The 18036-nt window shown below is 62.1% G+C and carries 14 protein-coding genes; 10 read left to right on the top strand and 4 right to left on the bottom strand.

Features of this window, described 5'->3' with window-relative positions:
• Positions 1-350 precede the first annotated feature (350 nt).
• Positions 351-1331, top strand: a complete 981-nt coding sequence (locus tag V1279_RS37550) for a Bug family tripartite tricarboxylate transporter substrate binding protein (protein WP_334446044.1) — start codon at positions 351-353, stop codon at positions 1329-1331.
• A 50-nt stretch (positions 1332-1381) separates the two neighbouring features.
• Here V1279_RS37550 and V1279_RS37545 read toward each other — a convergent pair whose 3' ends face one another.
• Positions 1382-2257: a tetratricopeptide repeat protein gene (locus tag V1279_RS37545; protein ID WP_334446042.1), complete on the bottom strand. Its 876-nt coding sequence runs from the start codon at positions 2255-2257 to the stop codon at positions 1382-1384.
• Positions 2258-2353: 96 nt separating this feature from the next.
• Positions 2354-3010, bottom strand: a complete 657-nt coding sequence (locus tag V1279_RS37540) for a FecR family protein (protein WP_334446041.1) — start codon at positions 3008-3010, stop codon at positions 2354-2356.
• A 290-nt stretch (positions 3011-3300) separates the two neighbouring features.
• On the opposite strand from V1279_RS37540, the gene V1279_RS37535 reads away from it, so the two are divergent.
• Positions 3301-6471: a VCBS domain-containing protein gene (locus V1279_RS37535; RefSeq protein ID WP_334446039.1), complete on the top strand. Its 3171-nt coding sequence runs from the start codon at positions 3301-3303 to the stop codon at positions 6469-6471.
• 49 nt (positions 6472-6520) lie between these two features.
• Here V1279_RS37535 and V1279_RS37530 read toward each other — a convergent pair whose 3' ends face one another.
• Positions 6521-7513, bottom strand: a complete 993-nt coding sequence (locus V1279_RS37530) for a Bug family tripartite tricarboxylate transporter substrate binding protein (protein WP_334446037.1) — start codon at positions 7511-7513, stop codon at positions 6521-6523.
• Positions 7514-7866: 353 nt separating this feature from the next.
• On the opposite strand from V1279_RS37530, the gene pdxR reads away from it, so the two are divergent.
• The 8 genes from pdxR (at position 7867) to V1279_RS37490 (ending at position 16256) form a co-directional block, all read left to right on the top strand.
• Complete coding sequence (gene pdxR, locus V1279_RS37525; RefSeq protein WP_334446035.1) at positions 7867-9339, top strand: MocR-like pyridoxine biosynthesis transcription factor PdxR; 1473 nt, start codon at positions 7867-7869, stop codon at positions 9337-9339.
• Positions 9340-9742: 403 nt separating this feature from the next.
• The gene (locus V1279_RS37520) at positions 9743-9964 is read left to right on the top strand and encodes a DUF1127 domain-containing protein (RefSeq protein WP_334446033.1); all 222 of its coding nucleotides are present in this window, start codon (positions 9743-9745) and stop codon (positions 9962-9964) included.
• A complete protein-coding gene (locus tag V1279_RS37515; protein WP_334446031.1) occupies positions 9961-10575 on the top strand; it encodes a LysE family translocator in 615 nt (204 codons plus the stop codon). The genes V1279_RS37520 and V1279_RS37515 overlap by 4 nt, the downstream gene beginning before the upstream one ends.
• A 301-nt stretch (positions 10576-10876) precedes the next feature.
• Entirely contained in the window at positions 10877-12073 is a 1197-nt protein-coding gene (locus tag V1279_RS37510; protein ID WP_334446029.1) for an acyl-CoA dehydrogenase family protein, read from the top strand.
• 148 nt (positions 12074-12221) lie between these two features.
• The gene (locus V1279_RS37505) at positions 12222-13133 is read left to right on the top strand and encodes a 2-dehydro-3-deoxygalactonokinase (protein WP_334446027.1); all 912 of its coding nucleotides are present in this window, start codon (positions 12222-12224) and stop codon (positions 13131-13133) included.
• A complete protein-coding gene (locus V1279_RS37500) occupies positions 13134-13772 on the top strand; it encodes a 2-dehydro-3-deoxy-6-phosphogalactonate aldolase (RefSeq protein WP_334446025.1) in 639 nt (212 codons plus the stop codon). It abuts the gene before it with no gap.
• A 366-nt stretch (positions 13773-14138) separates the two neighbouring features.
• A complete protein-coding gene (locus V1279_RS37495) occupies positions 14139-14714 on the top strand; it encodes a TRAP transporter small permease subunit (protein WP_334446022.1) in 576 nt (191 codons plus the stop codon).
• 6 nt (positions 14715-14720) lie between these two features.
• On the top strand, positions 14721-16256 hold the full coding sequence (locus V1279_RS37490; protein WP_334446020.1) for a TRAP transporter large permease: 1536 nt from the start codon (positions 14721-14723) through the stop codon (positions 16254-16256).
• 83 nt (positions 16257-16339) lie between these two features.
• Here V1279_RS37490 and V1279_RS37485 read toward each other — a convergent pair whose 3' ends face one another.
• Entirely contained in the window at positions 16340-17449 is a 1110-nt protein-coding gene (locus V1279_RS37485; protein ID WP_334446018.1) for a TRAP transporter substrate-binding protein, read from the bottom strand.
• Positions 17450-18036: the final 587 nt, after the last annotated feature.

Here is an 18036-nt window from a genome sequence, read left to right as displayed (position 1 = left end):
GCGCGTAGTCCCGCAATGGGCTGAGCTACCAAAAACCCCTTTGCCGCGCGCCTTGCCGGACCCGGCGTTTCCGCCTCAATCCGCGCACAATAGCCGTATACGCCCCTCCCGGATCGCCTTCGGCGCAGCCGTTTACTGGAGCAGCGGGCGCCGCTGTCCGCGGGAGCGACCAAACGTCCCGGTGCCTGCCCGTTCCGGCCGCTCATTTTGATGGATCATGCGTGGCATCTTGCATACGGTAGGGCCCGCTGGCCCGCCCATTCCGGGCTAACACCGGAATCAGGGAAGCAAAAATCACAATCGCGCCGCCAATGGCGGACGCCAATCTGCAATAACCGGAGGAATATCCTGTGAAGCCAAGAGTTGTTCGGTGCGTCCTGTTTACAGTCCTGGCGGTCGTATCCGCCCTAGCCGGCCAGGCGCAGGCCCAATCATGGCCGGAGAAGCCGATCACCTTCATCGTCCCGTTTGCGGCCGGCGGCGGCACCGATGCCTTTGCCCGTCCGCTGGCGGCCCAGCTCGACACGCAGCTGGGCAAGCGCGTGCTGATCGAAAACCGCGCCGGCGCAGGCGGCACCGTTGGCGCATCGCTCGCGTCGAAGGCCGCGCCGGACGGCTACACCTTCTTCATGGGCGCGGCGCATCACGCCATTGCACCGTCGCTCTATCCCAATCTCGACTACAATTTCGAGAAGGACTTCGTTGCAGTTGCCTTGGTCGCGCGGCCGCCCCAGGTCGTCGTCGTCAATCCCGAAAAGGTCGCTGCCAAAACGCTGGCTGAATTCATCACCTACGCCAAGGCCAATCCGGGCAAATTGAACTACGGTTCTGCCGGAGCCGGTACCACGCATCACCTAGCGGGCGAGTTGTTCAAGATCCTGACCAAGACCAACATCCAGCACGTCCCCTATCGCGGGGCCGGGCCCGCGATGCAGGACCTCATCGCCGGCCACGTGCCGGTCGTGTTTGACGGGCTCGGCTCGTCGGCCGGGCCCGTCAGGGCCGGGCAGTTGCGCGCGCTTGCGGTCGCCGCGCCGAAACGCGTGGCTGCATTCCCCGATCTTCCGACCGCCGCGGAAGCAGGCCTTCCCGGTTATGAAGTATCGACCTGGTACGGCCTGTTCGCACCCAAGAACACGCCGCCGGCGATTGTGCAGCAGATGGCCAAGGAAGTGCAGAAGGCGATGCAGACACCCGCCATCAAGGAAGCCTGGGAGCGCAACGGCTCCGATGTTCCCGATGTCACGGGCCCTGCGTTCGCGAAAATGGTGTCATCGGAAGTCGAGCGCTGGCGTAAGGTCGTGACCGATGCGAACGTGAAGCTGGATTAGCCTCGCAGCTCAGGCGCGGCATCGTTTCACGACGAGTTCGCCGCGCCTGATTAGTTACTGCCGCGCACGCCATAGCGCATGAAGTCGTCATCGATTCCGGCCTGGATCGTCTTTGCCGCGGAAATATCGGCATCGCCGCCAGCCCTGTCGCCGTTCTTGAGCCTGGCGAGCCCGCGCCCATAGAGCGCACTCGCCAGCTTCGAATCTACTCGCAGCGCGGAACTGAAATCATCGATCGCCGCGTTAGCTTGCCCCATCTTCAGGTGGATCAGTCCACGCGAGTCATACGTGGCGGCGTCGTTCGGCCACGACTGAAGCACCTTGTTGCAGTCCTCAAGCGCCGCTTGCAACGAGCCGAGGATGGCCCGGGTCCAGCAGCGTCCGCTCCACGCTGCTTCCAGATTGGGCTCAAGGCGAATTGCCTCGTCGTAGTCTCGCGCCGCGCGATCGTACTGGTTCTTTTTCAGGTAGACTCCGGCCCGGTTGACGAAAGCTCTGGCGTAGTTCGGGTTGAGCTTGATCGCGTCGTCCAGCGCTTTGAGGGCGAGATCGTATTCGCCTTTCCTCAAGTAGGCCGCGCCGCGGTTGTTGAAGGGCTTTGCGAAAGTTGGATCGAGCTTGATCGATTGATCGAAATCCAGGATGGCGCGGTCAAAGTCTTCCTTTGCCGTGTGGGCATTGCCGCGATTGTTATAGGCAATCGCAAGCGCCGTCGTCGTCGTCGTCCCTTGACCGGAATCGATGAGCGCCGTGCAACCATTGATCCGGGCTGCAAGCGACGTGCGATCCGAGCCGTTGCACAGCTCGATGTTCCCGAGATAGTCGCTCTTCCTGGGGCTCTGCGCGGCAGCCGGTGACCCGAGCAGCAGCAAGACAAAAGCAGGCGCGAGGCCCTGAATGATGCGCCCGCTCGCACTGCATCTCATATCAGGCTCTCCGATCTTGGCACCGGAGAATGGGCGGCCGTCGATTTGAACTCCCGGACCTGCCTGGCTGCCAAGTCTCTCGCACCGCGAACATGCCTAGCACCCCCGACAGATGTTCAGATTTGTCTTGGGATAAGGCTTTGGGTCGGGTTGCTGCGCCGCCGGTGCCCCCGGCTTTCGCGCGACCCTGCTCTTGCCTTCTTCAATGAGGGTGGAAAATCTGACCGTCCCGTCGTCTGAAATTTCGACGCGTGGCGTGGTGCCTCGAACGCCCATCGTCGCGACCGGCGTGTCGACCTTCATATCGCCGGTCTTCGCGACTTTGCCCGCGACGAAGGTGAAGGTTCCCTTGGTTAGATTGAACAAGGACGCATTGGACGTACTATTTGGATCGTACACGAACTCGTTCAAAACCATGCGCGCGCTGTTCGACAGATTAAAGGAAGTGCCGTCGGTGAAGTTGATGCCGACCCGGCCGTCGGCGCCGGTCGCAACCGCATCGCCCTGATAGACGAGATCGCCTACCTTTGCCTGACCAGCTTGACCTGCGGTACTCGCCTGAACGACCATCGCACCCGCACGTTCAAGGGTGACCGAACCCGTGGCGACAACAATTTTTCCAATTGGTCTTGATGCGAGATCCTGAACGGCGGGCTTGGCGATATCGCGTTGCGCGTGAGCCGGTCCGGCGAAAAGCCCGCCCGCCGTCAGAACGAAACCTGTCACCAATACGGCAATCGCATGCGTGCACATGATCCCCCCTTCCTGAGAAGATCTTGTCCGAGAGACCGCTCACTGGCTCTTTGAACCGTCGGCCAGGGCGACATTAGACCCCAACCTTAGACCCGATGCCGGGAGAAGGCATCCTCTACCCACCGTTCAAAAGGATTACTCCTTTTGAGCCTAAAGCCTAACGCCCATGGATTGGGGTAGCTTGGAGGTCTTGGCGGCTAGCCTTCGGCTGGCCGCATGAGGATATTTTGACCTTTTGGGCTGGCAAAGCCAGACCACGAAGATTTCGCACGAGGGCGGGGGTTGAAGCCATGCTCGTCGGGTCCCACGTCGAGACTGGGGACGAACGGAAGGCCGCTGCGGCCCCGCTTCCCCAAACTATCGGCAACGTTCAGACCGCGGCCGGCTTCGGCACCCTTAGGCGCGTGACCTGCACTTCCGCTCAAGCCACAGTCGGCGATCCGCGAAGCCGGGCTCATGCCGGCGGGTTCGGCATGCTGTGGCTCACGGCACTGACCTTCTCGCTTACGAAGAAAGTCCAGGCCGCCGACCCGAACGTCACATTCCTGGACGATGGCAGCATCACATACAAGGACCTCGAGCATGGCGCATTCGAGCTGGTCACCAAGGAGGTGATCCCTCGATATTTCCTCGTTGAGGATCCCGGACAGACCGTCATCCTGCGTCCGCAGGGGTCCTCGGTCAGCGTGAGTCAGAGCACGAACTCCGCGGCGCGCATGGCCGAATTGCAGGCGGCCCAGCAGGAAGCGCTCGCCACCTATGAGAAGGGGCTGGGTTCAACCGGGTCGAGCACGCCTCCTCCCCTCGAGCGGCTGCCGGTGCAACCGATCAATTTCATTCAGATTGATGGTCCTTCCCCAGCGCGGGATTTGCCTGCTTTGCCCGCGGTGATCCTCGCATCAGCGCCGGAGATGATTATCGGACAACTGCCGCCCCCGCAGCCAACGCCGCCGACGCTGAATGCGGTCGCCGGGCCGACCGAAACCGACACCGCGGTCTTTGACGTTTTCACCGCGACAAGCGGCACTTTCCTTGCCAGCAGTCCCAACAGCGACGCCACACTGACCTTCGGCATCAGCGGGGGAACCGCCGGCAGCACCTTAATCGACGGGGTAACGTACGATGTATCGAGGGCCGGTCCCTACGGTACGCTTTACGTCGATAGCACGACCGGCGCCTATACGTTCGTTCCGGATAGTGACGCGATCAATGCGCTAGTTGCGCCCACGACAGCGGACTTCACGATCACCGTATCCGACGGCACGCTCTCGGCCGATCAAACCTTCACGATCGCCATCAACGGCACCAACGACGCGGCCATCATTTCCGGCGCCACATCAGGCACAGTTATCGAAGCCAGCGGCGTCGCCAATACCACGCTCGGCGCACCGAGCGCCACCGGCACGCTCACCAACACCGACGTCGACAATGCGCCCAATACTTTCACGGCCGTGAACTCGCCAACCGCGAGCGCGCGCGGCTTCGGCACCTTCACGCTGGCGGCGAATGGCGTGTGGGCCTACACCATCGACCAGGCCAACAGCGCGGTGCAGGCACTCAATGTCGGCGATACGCTGACCGACACCTTCACGGTGACCACCATCGACGGCACCGTCCAAGTGGTGACAGTCACCATCAACGGCGCCAACGACGCGGCAGTCATTTCCGGCGCCACGGCCGGCTCGGTGATCGAGGACAGCGGCGCCAAGTGCGACGAGCCTACGGCGACCGGCACGCTCACCAATACCGACGTCGACAACGCGCCCGGTTTTACGGCCGTCACCTGCCCGACGGCCAGCGATGCCGGCTATGGCACCTTCACGATGACGACGGACGGCGTGTGGACCTACAAGCTCGACGACAACAACTGCGCGGTGCAGGCGCTCGACGCCGGCGACACGCTGACCGACAGCTTCACGGTGACCACCATCGATGGCACGGAACAGGTGATAACAATCACCGTCCACGGCGCCAGCGATGCCGACCCCAACGATTTCGACTACCTGGCGACCGGGAAGGACGTGATCTGCGATCCGCCGTACGTTTACGGCACCCCCAGAGGCGACAGCATCGCGGGCGGCGGTCATCATGGTCAGATCATCTATGGAGGCGCCGGTAATGACACCATCAACGGCACCGGCAAATGCGATCTGATCTACGCCGGCTCCGGCAATGACACGGTCAAGGGCAATGACGGGGATGACAAGATCTACGGAGGCTCGGGAAGCGATACGATCAACGGCAACAATGGCTGCGATACCATCATCGGTGGATATGGAGCGGACAAGCTCACGGGCAGCAATGGTGAGGACCGTTTCGTTTTCTTGTCCGCAACTGATTCACGCGCGGGCCGGTTCGACGTTATCACTGATTTCAGATCGGGGTCCGACAGGATCGATTTAACGGCTCTCGGCGCACTTGCCTTTCTGGCACTGACGTCCACAAGCACATCCGTACCGGCACATACGATCGCCTGGCTCTATGACAGCGCAACGAATCAAACCATTCTGTACGTCAATCCGACAGATCAGACCCTCGATATCGGCAATTCCGCTCTGCTGGAAATTCATCTGGAGGGAATGGTGACCGTTCAGGCTTCGGATTTCGTCCCGGAGCCGACGGCGGCGCCAGTCGTGGTCGCTGCCGAGCCCATCGATCCTGCGCTGGCCGCAACGGCCGAAGCCGACGCGGCTGTCATCACGACGGTCGCCGCCGACGCTTCGCCTGACTGGACCGACAGTGACGGCGCGCACCTCGACAGCGGAAACTGGACGTTGCCAACAGCTTCGAACGGCGACAGCTTCGACTTTTCCCGCCTTGACGAAGCGCGGACGCAGCCAACCGAGCACACCAATGATGACGAAGCGATTGCTCTCACAAGCGGACCGTCAATCGAACCACAGCGTGTTCACGTTACAGAAACAGAGGATCATGGCCTCGCGCTGGATCAGACCTCGACGCTCGATACCATCGTCCACAATACATGCATTACCGTGCTGAACGACGATGGTGACGCGCCGCAGCGGATCGAAGACCATGCTTACATGTGGAAGCACGACGGACACAGTCACCATTCGAATTCAGGCAAGCACGATACCGCGTCCAAGCACGGGGCCGCTGATTTCGAGCCAACAACTGTTCTCGTGACATTTAGCTCAGCGGCTGCCCATAAGCATGGGCATGGCGACTCGTTCCACTTCAAGGACAAGATTTCCGTTCTTGGAACTTCAGGCGCCGCAGATATGGACCATGCTTCGGCATCCATCGGTCACCACTGGTACAGTGCGAAGACCAGCGAACCGCTGGCGATTTCAGAGGTTGCACAAGCGATAGAGATGGCTTCGGCAAAACATCACACGCCGGACAATTCGAAGCATCACTGGTCGGACAACTTCAGTAACGGCCCGGACCATTCGTGGAGCGGCGCCAGCCCCCATGCACCGCACGATCTGATCGTGTGAAGGAGCTGCGCCGATTTCAGTGCAGCCCTTCCGCATCGCGCGAGGCGCCCTACTTCGCTTCGCTCGCCTTGATTCCCGAGCTCTCGATGAGCTTTGCCACGCGTGGCAGGTCGGCGGCGAACAGGCGTGCATGCGCCTCAGGCGTCAACTCACCGTCGGGGAATGGCAGGGTTCCGAGCTGCTTCAGCTTCTCCAATAGCTCCGGCTCGGACAGCGCCGCGCGGAGCGCCGAATTCAGCGCATTGATGGTCTCCTTGGGCGTGCCCTTTGCCACGTAGAGCCCATGCCACATCGAGTAGCTGACCTCGGGCATGCCGAGCTCGGCGGTGGTCGGCACCTCCTTCAATTGCTCGAGACGTTTCGGCGACGTAATGGCGATGCCGTGAAGTTTTCCGGCCTGAATCTGCGGCAGCGCGTTGGTCACCTGATCCCACAAAAGATCGATCTGCCCCGCCAGGAGATCACCGATTGCGGGGGCTGATCCGCGATAAGCCACGACCGTCGGCTTGAAGCCGAGCACATTGCCCATCATCACGGCGCACAAATGACTGTTTGTCCCGAGACCACCATGCGCGAAGTTCGCCTTGTCGCCCTGCGCCTTGATCCAGGCGACATGGTCCTTCGGTCCCTCGCCGGGGATCGACTTGCGGCCGATCAGGACCATCGGCGCATTGTTGACGAGGCCGACCGGCTCGAACGCCGTTTTCGTATCATACCGCAGGTTGGTGAACAGGCTGGGCGCCGCGAGCAGCGCGACGTGATTGATCAGGATGGTCGAACCGTCGGGCGCCGACCGGGCCACACGATCATTGGCCAGCGTGCTGCCGCCTCCGACCACGTTCTCGATGATCACGGTCTGGCCGAGCGTCCGCGACATCCGCTCGCCAATGAGGCGAGCGACGGTGTCCGTGCCACCGCCGGCCGCAAAGGGCACCACCAGCGTCACGGTTTTGGAGATCGATTGCGCGGAGGCCTGCGTCGAAAGCGCGGCAAGCAAGAGGCCAACGCCTGTGAGCACGCTTCTTAAATGCCGGTTGATCACGTGGGCGTCCTCCAGAGTTTTTCTTTGTTGGCGTGCCGCATTGTTGCGGACATGCGCTCGTTGGCGAAACCGCGCCGCAGCAAACAGCGTGGTGTGCCGCATGACTTCAGATCATGCTGAATGCACATCTGCAAATCAAATACAAAAGTAGTGTAGCCCCCTTATGATCCAAGCGACATGTACGAAGATGCCAACGCCGGGCGATCTGGCGGTCCGACTCCACTTCCCTCGCAGAGGCGATGCCTCGCTCACGGAACCTGCGGTTGCGATCACCGCATCTGCGAAGCGGTGTGATGGAACGTTCACCTTTGTGCAGGGTTGCCAGTCCAATGCGAAGCAGAGGGCCTGGGACTGTGGCTTTTCATATCAGTCTTGTTGATCGAAATGACCTCAGTGGTGAGATCTACCGTCAGATCCGGCAGGCAATTCTGGACGGGCGCCTTCGGCCTGGAGAGCGGCTGCCTCCCACGCGCGAACTGGCCGCCGGGCTGACGGTTGCGCGATCGACGGTGACGGTCGCGTATGAAAGCCTTCTCGCGGAAGGATTCGCGACATCCCATACCGGCGCCGGGACGTTCGTCAGCCATCAGTTCGAGGCAAAACGTCCGGCGTCGAAAACAAGGCGATCGACGGTCCGCGCGTTTCAGGTGCGTGGAGTTTGGGAGACGATAACGCTTCCGCCGCCGGAATTTTTCCACGGGGCGCCTTTCGACTTCAGAACCGGGTTTACAGACGCTTCGCTGTTTCCACACCGGGCCTGGCGGCGGGTCGTCGCCCGTGCGCTGCGCTCGCGCGAGATAGCGGCAAGCGGTTACGAGCTTCCTGCGGGCAATTGGGACCTGCGCGCGGCGATATCTCGCCACATCGGCATCTCACGCAGCGTTTCCGGATCGCCCGACGACGTCATCGTGACCAATGGCACCCAGCAGGCACTCGACATCATCGCTCGCGTGCTTCTCGAGCCCGGCGATGTCATTGCGGTGGAGGATCCGGGCTATCGGCCTCCCAGGTATCTGTTCAAGACGCTGGGTGCGCGCGTGATCGGTGTGCCGGTCGATAGCGAAGGTCTGGTCGTGGAGGCGCTGCCGGCCGAGGCAAAAGCCGTCTACGTGACGCCGTCGCATCAGTATCCCCTCGGCGTGGCCATGAGCCTGTCGCGTCGACGTGCGCTGCTTGCCTGGGCCGAGCGCAACAACGCCGTTGTCATTGAGGACGACTATGACAGCGAGTTTCGCTTCGGCGGGCGCCCGCTCGAGCCGCTTCAGACCCTGGATACGACCGGTCGCGTTGTATATGTCGGCACGTTTTCAAAGACGTTGCTGCCGACTCTCCGGCTGGGCTTCATGGTCGTGCCGCCGTCGCTGCGAGAAGCGGCGCACAAGGTGAAGCATGTCACCGACTGGCATACGGCGACAATAGCGCAGAGCGCCTTGGCGCAGTTCATCGACGAGGGCGCGTTTGCGCGCCACATTCGCAGGGTGAGCCGCATCTATAGCGAACGGCATGAGGTGCTGACCACGGCGATCAAGAGGAACTTCGTCGATGACCTCGACCTTGTTCCATCGAGCACCGGGCTGCATGTCGCCGCCTACGCGCGAGCAGCGTCGGTTGATGATATCGAGGCGATTGCATCACGAGCCTTTGATCTCGGCGTCGCCATTCAAACGGTCTCGCGGGTGGACGGAAAGCGTCAGGCTGCCATCGTCCTGGGGTATGGGGCGATCGAGGCGGCGCGGATTGCCGAAGGGCTGAGGCGGCTGCGCCGGTGCTTCGATGAACGTGTGCCTCGACGCCCGAAGCGGCGTGAGCGATGTCGCTTGAGGTGACGGCACGCGGCGAACGAAGTGATCGGGCGAGCGCTACGCGCTCAGGTCAATCCGACAACTAACAGTCCCGAGGCGCCGCCCGAATTGGACTGATTGATTATCCGCAAATTGGACCTTCCGTCATACCGCTTCGTTTTCTAACGTTGGGCCGCTGAAGCGCGCGGTGTCAGGCAGCAGCGCCGATATTGACAGACGGCGGGCTACGCGGAGCGCGATGCGATCGTGCGCGGGTACGCGGGCCCGCCACGACGGTGGCCGCTCGCGTTGAGACCACAAGCATACCTTGACCGCCGACCATGGTTCGTCATCGCACGAATGCGTGAGGGGTGAACAAGCTCACACGCCAGCGACGCGCATGTCGATAGTTCTGTCCGCAACTTCTGACGTATCAGGAGGACTTATCATGTCCGTTGTTGGCAATTCGTTCACGAGTTGGAAGGAAGTCGCGGCATCCAGCCATCGTCGACCTGGATGGGGATTACGGTTCCTACACTGGTGTGTCCGGTGTTCGGAGCGGTCGCGGCAGCGGCAAGCCCTGGCAGAGCTTGATGACCACGCTCTCAAGGACATCGGCGTGACGCGGCAACAGGCGATCGCCGAAGCAGCCAAGCCCTTCTGGAAATGACATCGTTCATCGCGGCCTTTCTGCCGGCGGTGGCACTAGGCCTGTGCGTCGCTATCCCGTTCGGTCCGGTTGGCTTGATGTGCGTACAGCGGACGCTGGCATTCGGTGTTTGGTTTGGGATCGCGAGCGGCATGGGTGCGGCGACAGCGCACGGCATATTCAGTTGCCTGGCCGCGCTGAGCGCGACCCTGTTGACGCAGATGGCGCTCATCCTGCACACGCCGCTGCGCATCACTGGAGGGGTCGTCCTGGTCCTGATGGGCCTCAGAACCATCCTCGTGTCCACACCCGCGGCGCACGGCGCGACATGCGGAGATTTGTTTTCGGCCTATACATCGACCCTGCTGATCGCCGCCGCCAACCCGATGACGATACTGCCGTACCTGGGCGTCGCGTCCGCGCTGGAAGCCGGCAAACCGCTGATCATGGATCCCGCGCTGGCGACGCCCATCGGGGTGATGCTCGGCAGTGCATCCTGGTATCTGGTCCTCGCCCTCAGCACGAACACCATGTTTCGGAGCTTGCAGGAAGCCGCGCTGGATCGGCTTAACGGTCTAGCTGGGGTCCTCCTGATGGCCCTGGGAGCCGCGCTATGCGCCCGCATCGTCTGACGGCGACGGTAGAACTGGCACCATCGACAGGACACCGGTCGGTCGATCGTGCGTCGCGTATCAGGGCACTTCCGGCGCTGCGCATCCTCTGCCAGCCGTCTGCGAACTGCGAGGCCACCATGAGCAACAATAAGCTTGTCGCGAATGCCGCAGCGATCGATCCAGCGATCTCAGACAAAGTAGCTCGCGCGCGGCTCCGACGCATTCTCGCCACCGCCGAACAGCGAGGCCGCAGCGGAGCAGCCCGCGAGTGGCGTCCCGGTGATCGAGCTCATCGAATGAGGGAGATTAGGTGATGCACATGAAGCCTGTTGACCGCATGAAGAAGAACGGCCGCCTTATGGTGGGCTCGATGGCGCATGATGCGGCTCAAACGAAGCGGGCCGTGGACGGAGTCCTTGATCTCGTCCACGCCGCAGCCGATGAAATCGAGCGCAGCCGTCGCCTCCCCGACGCGATCGTCGCTGCCCTGCGCGACACAGGGATCAACCGCCTGCTGATCCCGGCAGCCCTCGGTGGAATGGAGGCGCCGATCACAGAGGTGATGGACGTCATGGAGCGCATCGCGGCAGTCGACGGCAGCGCCGGGTGGTGCGCGGCGATCGGCGCGGGAAGCAACGTGTTCGCCGGCTACATGCCCGCAACGGGCGCCGGCACGGTGTTCGCCGACCCGGATCAAGGCAGCGCCACCATGTTCGCCCCGGTCGGCCGGGTGGTCAGCGACCACGGCCGAGCCATGCTGAGCGGCCGCTGGCCATTCACGAGCAACTGCCTCCACAGTGCATGGGTCGGCCTCGGCGCACTGTTCCAACAGGCCGATGGAATCGATCCCGTGCCGCACATCGTGTTCGTGCCCGTGGCCGACCTGACGATCGAGGACACCTGGGATGTCGTGGGCCTCCGCGGGACCGGCAGCCACCACGTCGCCGCCGCCGAAGTTCCGGTCTACCCGGATCGCTGCGCTCGCTTCGCCGACCGGCCGTGGCCCGACGGCACGTTATGGCGGCTGCCCATCTACACGACGCTGCTGCCGACCCTCGTCGCCGTCCCGCTCGGCATCGCCCGCGGCGCCGTCGACGAGGTTTCGCGGCAGGCGCGCGAAGGTCGGACCGCGCGGCGCGGCCAATTGGCCGACGCACCGATCTCGATGGCCGAACTGGCCGTCGCAGACACGCGACTGCGGGCGGCCCGGGCCGGATTGCGCGACGCGGTCGGTGAGGCCCACACGCACGCCGAACGAGGCGAGCCGATTAGCCGGCAACTTCAGGCTCGCATTTGCCTGGCTGGCATGCACGCCTGCGACACGAGCGTGGAGGTGACGTCCACTGCGCACCACCTTGGCGGCGGCGCCGCCGCTTACCGTGGGAGCCGCCTGCTGCGGGCCCTCAGCGACGTGCAGGCCGCGCGCCAGCACCTGCTGTTCTCCCACCAGCACTTGAGCGAGCTGGGCAAGCTCGTCGCAGGCCTGGACGTAGCCTATCCTCCCTACGTCATATGACGGCCGGCCACTGGTCAGCTCGATTCCGTTGCCATTGAGATCATGCTGGTTGCATCTCGGTAAATCAAATGGAAGCTGGCGTAGCTCGCCGGCAGACCGGCGTGGTACCATGTCCTTGAGGCGCGGGTAGCAGCGGGACGGAGTTGAGATGAGCGAGGCTGCATATGTCGCGGTCGATTGGGGCACGAGCAGTTTTCGACTTTGGCTCGTCGATCGGACTGGCGACGTGCTCGGGGAAAGGCGCAGCCACGAGGGCATGATGGCGGCAGGCAAGCTTGGCTTTCCGACCGTGCTGCAATCGCATCTGCAGGCCATCGGCGCCGCGGATGGGCTGCCCGTGGTCGTCTGCGGCATGGCTGGTGCCCGAGGGGGATGGATTGAAGCCGGATATGTCGATACGCCGGCGCCGCTCGCATCGATCCTGAAACATGCCGTCGCGGTGCCGGGACGAGACCGTGACATCCGCATCCTTCCAGGAATCGCACAACGCGACCCCAGGGCGCCGGACGTCATGCGCGGCGAGGAGACCCAGTTGCTCGGTGCCTTAGGCTTAGACGCGGCCGGCAACGCGACCATCTGCATGCCGGGCACGCATTCGAAGTGGGTCAGGGCGCGCGGGGCGACCGTCGAACGCTTCGCCACGTTCATGACGGGAGAGCTGTTCGACGTCGTGTCGCGCGAAACGATCCTGTCCCACGCGGTGACCGGCGCCGTTCAAGCGGAAGATATCGACGCCTTCAAGTCGGCGGTCATTGCCGCGTTCGAGGCGCCTGCGTTCGCCGCCAATCTGCTATTCCAGGTGCGATCGGGTCAGCTCCTCTACGGCGGCACGCCAGCCTCGGCCCGCGAGAAAATATCCGGCACCCTGATCGGTCTCGAATTGGCGGCGGGGCTCGCCGACGTACCCAGGACGGGCATCATGCTGGTGGCGTCAGGGAGGCTCCAGATGCTTTACCAGTTGGCGTTTGACACGGTTTCCGTTCCTATCCGATCAATCGGGGCCGAGGATGCGGCCCGTCGCGGCCTTTCGATGGCCGCGGAATCGATTTGGAGTGTATGAATGAGCGTTGTCCCGTTCCCCCCGATGAAGCGTCCGCTGATCGCGATCCTGCGCGGCGTGAGGCCTGAGGAAGCGACGGATATCGTTAGCGCGCTGATCGACAGCGGCATGACGGCGATCGAGATTCCGCTCAACTCGCCGGATCCATTCCGCTCCATCGAGATCGCCGTCAAGAAGGCCCCAGCCGGGATCCTGGTGGGTGCCGGCACTGTCCTGACGCTGGAAGCCGTCGAGCGGCTCCATGACGTTGGCGGCCGGCTCCTGGTAACCCCCAACGTCGATCCCGAAATCATTGCCCGCGCCCGGGCGCACGGCATGGTCACGATGCCCGGTGTCTTTACCCCGACGGAGGCGCTGCATGCCGCCAAGGCGGGCGCCTCCGGCCTCAAATTCTTTCCGGCGAGCGTGCTTGGCGCCGCGGGGATCACCGCCATTCGCGCCGTGCTTCCCGCAGACCTGATGATCGCCGCCGTGGGTGGCGTCTCCGACCAAAACTTCGCGGACTATACCAAGGCCGGCATTGTTGCGTTCGGCCTCGGCAGCAGCCTCTACAAGCCCGGCATGAAAACCGCGGAAGTAGCTGTTCGCGCCAAGGCGACGATCGAGGCGTACGACATGGCCATTCAGCGGGCGAAGTAGGCGGGCTCGCCGCGCTGAAGCATCCGCGAAGGCCTGGCGGAGGGAGAGGACCTGGGATCCAACATTCTCCACCTGCGGTCGCTCGTCTATCCGCCCCGGCTGAGACCGAACTGGCGAAACGTGTGAGTCCGAGGAGTGCCCACCAGACGTTCGGTCCCTACGGGCGCCAATCTGTTTGTCGCCTTGGGATTGCTTTTCTGCCCAATTGTGCATCGCAATCCTGACCGATCGCCGCGGCCATTCATCCGCTGGCACCCGGACGGCCGCTAAGCTAGCATCGGGATCATTTGAGAGGAGCGGTGGGTCGCACTGGACGGTTTACTCTTATGGGGAAGTCCACGGCGAGCGCCGTCTGGGCATACTGCAATGGCCAACATTTCTGCTTCGCCAAAGCCCATGCCATCCCGCGGCTATTTGGCCGTCATCCGCAGCATCGACAGGTTCACGGAATTGTCCGGGTACCTCTTCGTCCTCTCGATCATTCCCCTGATTTGCGCCAATGTGGTCGAGGTTTTTGCCCGCTACGTCCTGGCGGATCCGACGGTCTGGGCCCTCGATGTGACGACGATGTCCTACGCGACCTTGTTCATGCTGGGCTCGGCATTGGCGCTCCTGAAGGGCGCTCACATCCGCACCGATGTACTGTGGGAAACATTCTCGGATCGCACGAAAGGCATGATCGACAGCCTGGCGTTCCTGCTGTTCTTCCTGCCGACAATGGTCGTGCTGTTCTTCCTCTCGATTGACGATTTCTTGTACTCACTCTCGATCGACGAACGCGGAAGTTCTGGCGCGTGGACGCCGGTCCTGTGGCCGCTGCGCGGGGTTATTCCGCTGACGGCCTTCATGCTGTTCCTGCAGGGTATCTCGGAGCTGATGAAGAGCCTCTGGGCTTGGCGAACCGGCGCATTCTTGGCCAGGCACGAGAAGATCGAGGTCTAAAGAACCATGACCGCCGCCGAAGCTCTCGGAATTGCCATGCTCGTCGGTATGGTCCTCGTCATTTTCATCGGTTTCCCGATTTCCTTCACCTTGCTGTTTCTCGCCCTTGTTTTTGGTGGCATTGGCCTCGGGTGGGAGCAGACTTTCAATCTGGGCTACCTGCAAATCTGGGGCACGATGAAAGACGAGATCTTTCCCGCCGTGCCGCTGTTCATTTTCATGGGTTACATGACCGAACAGGCCGGACTCATGGAGCGGCTGTTCGTGGCTTTGCGCAGCGTTCTCGCGCCGGTGCGCGGATCGCTCTATTTGGCCGTGATTCTAACGGCGACTATTTTCGCGATGGCGACCGGCATCGTGGGCGCTGCGGTGACCGTGCTCGGCATCATGGCCGGATCGATGATGATCAAAACCGGCTACGACGCGCGGCTGTCAGCGGGTGCAATCGCCGCCGGCGGTACGCTCGGCATTCTGGTCCCTCCGAGCGTGATGCTGGTAGTCATGGGCCCGGTCATGGGCGTGCCCGTCAACCTTCTTTATTCAGCGGCGTTCGGCCCGGGCTTTCTGCTCGCTGGCTGTTATATCGCCTATACGCTCGTCCGCAGCTTGATCAATCCGAAGCTCGGTCCAGCCATGACCATGGAGGAGCGCAGAGCCACCTATGACGCGATGACCACGGAAAAGGTAGGCGCTCCTGTAGTCGGATTGGGCCTCGTGTGCTTGGTCGCATTGGCGTATTTGCTGCTCGATTTGTTGTTGAGCCAAGCGCGTGTACCGCGTCCGTCGTTTGCGATCGGCCCGCTTAGCCTATCGGCCATCGCTTCGGTGTTAGCAATTCTGATGGCCTATCCCTACTTCCGGAACGCGTACTTCCGCGCCGTCATGCTCGGCATTACGCCTCTCAGCGCGCTGATCGGATTTACCCTCGGAACCATCGTCGGTGGAATCGCCACCCCGACCGAGGCAGCCTCGTGCGGGGCTTTCGGCGCCATCCTCCTTGCATTCTTTTACGGCCGGCTCAGCATGCAGTCGATCACCAACGCGGCTATCGGCACGATGGTGACCTCGGCCATGGTGCTGTTTCTGGCGGTGGCCTCGACGGTGTTCGGCGCTGTCTTCACCAAGCTGGGTACGGCGAACTTGATTACCAACTATCTGCTCGCCCTTCCGCTGAGTGACTGGTGGAAGCTGGCGTTGATCATGGTGATCTTTTTCGTCCTCGGCTGGCCGTTCGAATGGCCCGTGATCATCCTGGTCTTTCTTCCGATCGTTTTGCCCGTGGTCGAAAAGCTTCAGTTCGGTTTGAACAAGCTCGACCTGCTGATTTGGTTTGGCGCACTGACCGCCATCAATATGCAGACTTCGTATTTGAGCCCGCCCGTTGCAATGTCGGCGTACTACTTGCGGAACGTCGTTCCGCAATGGAGCTTGAGCACGATTTACAGGGGCATGTCCGATTATATGGTGATTCAGGTCATAGTCTTGGCGCTGCTGCTGTTGTTCCCGCAAATCGCACTGTGGTTGCCGAACCTTGTCAGGTAAGCGCGATCGGCTGCTTATCCATATCAAGGAAAGGCGGCCAAGGCCGCCTTTCCTGCAATGTCATCCCTTCGCCGGAGCCCGTCTTATTCTTTAACGGGCCAATAATGGTCCGCCTGCAATGCGTAGGACGGAAACATGAAGCGCTTGGCGGGCACGACCTTGGCGGCATAGGCCTTCTGAGATTCGTAGACTTTCTTGAAGAAGGGGTTCTTCGCCGCCTCCGCCGCGGCAAATTCGTCCCACGTCTTGAGGAAGGCCTGATTGACCTCGGGCGGTGTCGTCAGGAGCTTAACGCCGTGCTTCTCCTTGAACTCTGCGATCGCGTCCGCGTTTTGTCGCTGGAAGCTGGCCCACCAGCGCAGGAATGTCTCTGATGTAGCCGACTTGATGGCCTCCTGGTTCTGCGGCGGCAGGCTGTCCCACACGTCCTTGTTGATCGCGATCTCGGCGACCGAGGCGCTCTCATGCATGCCGGGTGTGTAGTGGTATTTCCAGACCGTATGCAGGCCGAGCCGCAGATCCTCAATTCCGCCGACCCACTCGGCACAATCGATCGTGCCGCGCTCTGCGGCGGGCAAGATCTCACCACCCGGCATGTTGACGACCGCCATACCCATTTTGGCGTAGAGCTGGGAGACGATGCCGGTCTGGCGACACTTCATTCCCTTGAAGTCCGGCAGGTCCTTGATCGGACGCTTGAACCAGCCGAGCGCCTGCGGGCTCGGCGGAATACTCGGAAATGCCACCAGATTGAGCTTGAGCTCCTTCTGATAGAACTCGTTCCACAGATCGAGGCCGCCGCCCTCGTAAACCCATCCAATGAAGTCGATAGCATCCATGCCAAAAATGCCGGCCGGTGTATTGGCGAACAGCGTCGCGGTGACGCTCTTGCCGTACCACCAGTAGGAGATGCCATAGGCACCGTCGATTACCTTCTTGTGCGTGGCATCCAGGATCTCGAACGGCGGAACGACCGCGCCGCCGGGCAGCGCCTCGATCTTGAGATTGCCGCCGGTCAGCTTGTCGACGCGCTCGGCAAAAAACTTGAGAGCATCGTGCGTAGTGGACGATGGCGGAACCGCCGATTGTATCTTGAGGACTCGAGGCTGTTGGGCGAGCGCTGTGCCCGCGAACGCCAATGTGGCAGAGGTTGCAGCGAACAGTGCGACTTTCCTGAGCGAACTCATTTTCATCGGACGTCTCCCTCCCTTTTGCTCCCTTTTTTGCAGAGTGCGGGCGAGCCAGGGGCGGCCAGCCCGCGAATAGCCTACAGCGGTGAGGTGCTGTCAGCCAGTGTACCCCTCTGGGCTTCGTAAAGCTGCCAGTAAGATGAACCCGCAGGCCCCTTAAACAGCGGTCCGGCCGCCCGGTTCAGGATTGGACCAGACAGCAGCCTGGGGTAGCAAAACGGCCATCTGGCAGCGGCGGAGCCGTTCAAATGGATCGGCTGGACAATTCTTGAGCGCCGGCGGAGCGACGCGCCTTCCGGACGGTGCCGTCGCGCCGGGTCGCCGCGGCTCCCACCAAAAATATCGAAAACAACCCCATGCAAAGTAGCCGGCGGCCGCCGCAACCGACGGTTTGGGCCGAAAACTTGACACGTCGGGCAAATCAGCGGCACAATTTCATCATCCCGGAATTCGCTAAACGACAGCGTGAGCGCAATATTGATGCGATCATGTTCCGCGTGGCTGGACCGTTGAGGACACGCCGCCGTCGCTTGCGCGAGGGTGCAGAAACCGCGAAAATCCGAGCTGTTTCAGAGCTTGTCAGCGGAATC

Origin of the sequence: Bradyrhizobium sp. AZCC 1610 (assembly GCF_036924515.1) — a bacterium.
GTDB lineage: Bacteria > Pseudomonadota > Alphaproteobacteria > Rhizobiales > Xanthobacteraceae > Bradyrhizobium.
Note: the sequence above shows the minus strand (reverse complement) of the source record. Positions and strands in the feature narration are given on the sequence as shown.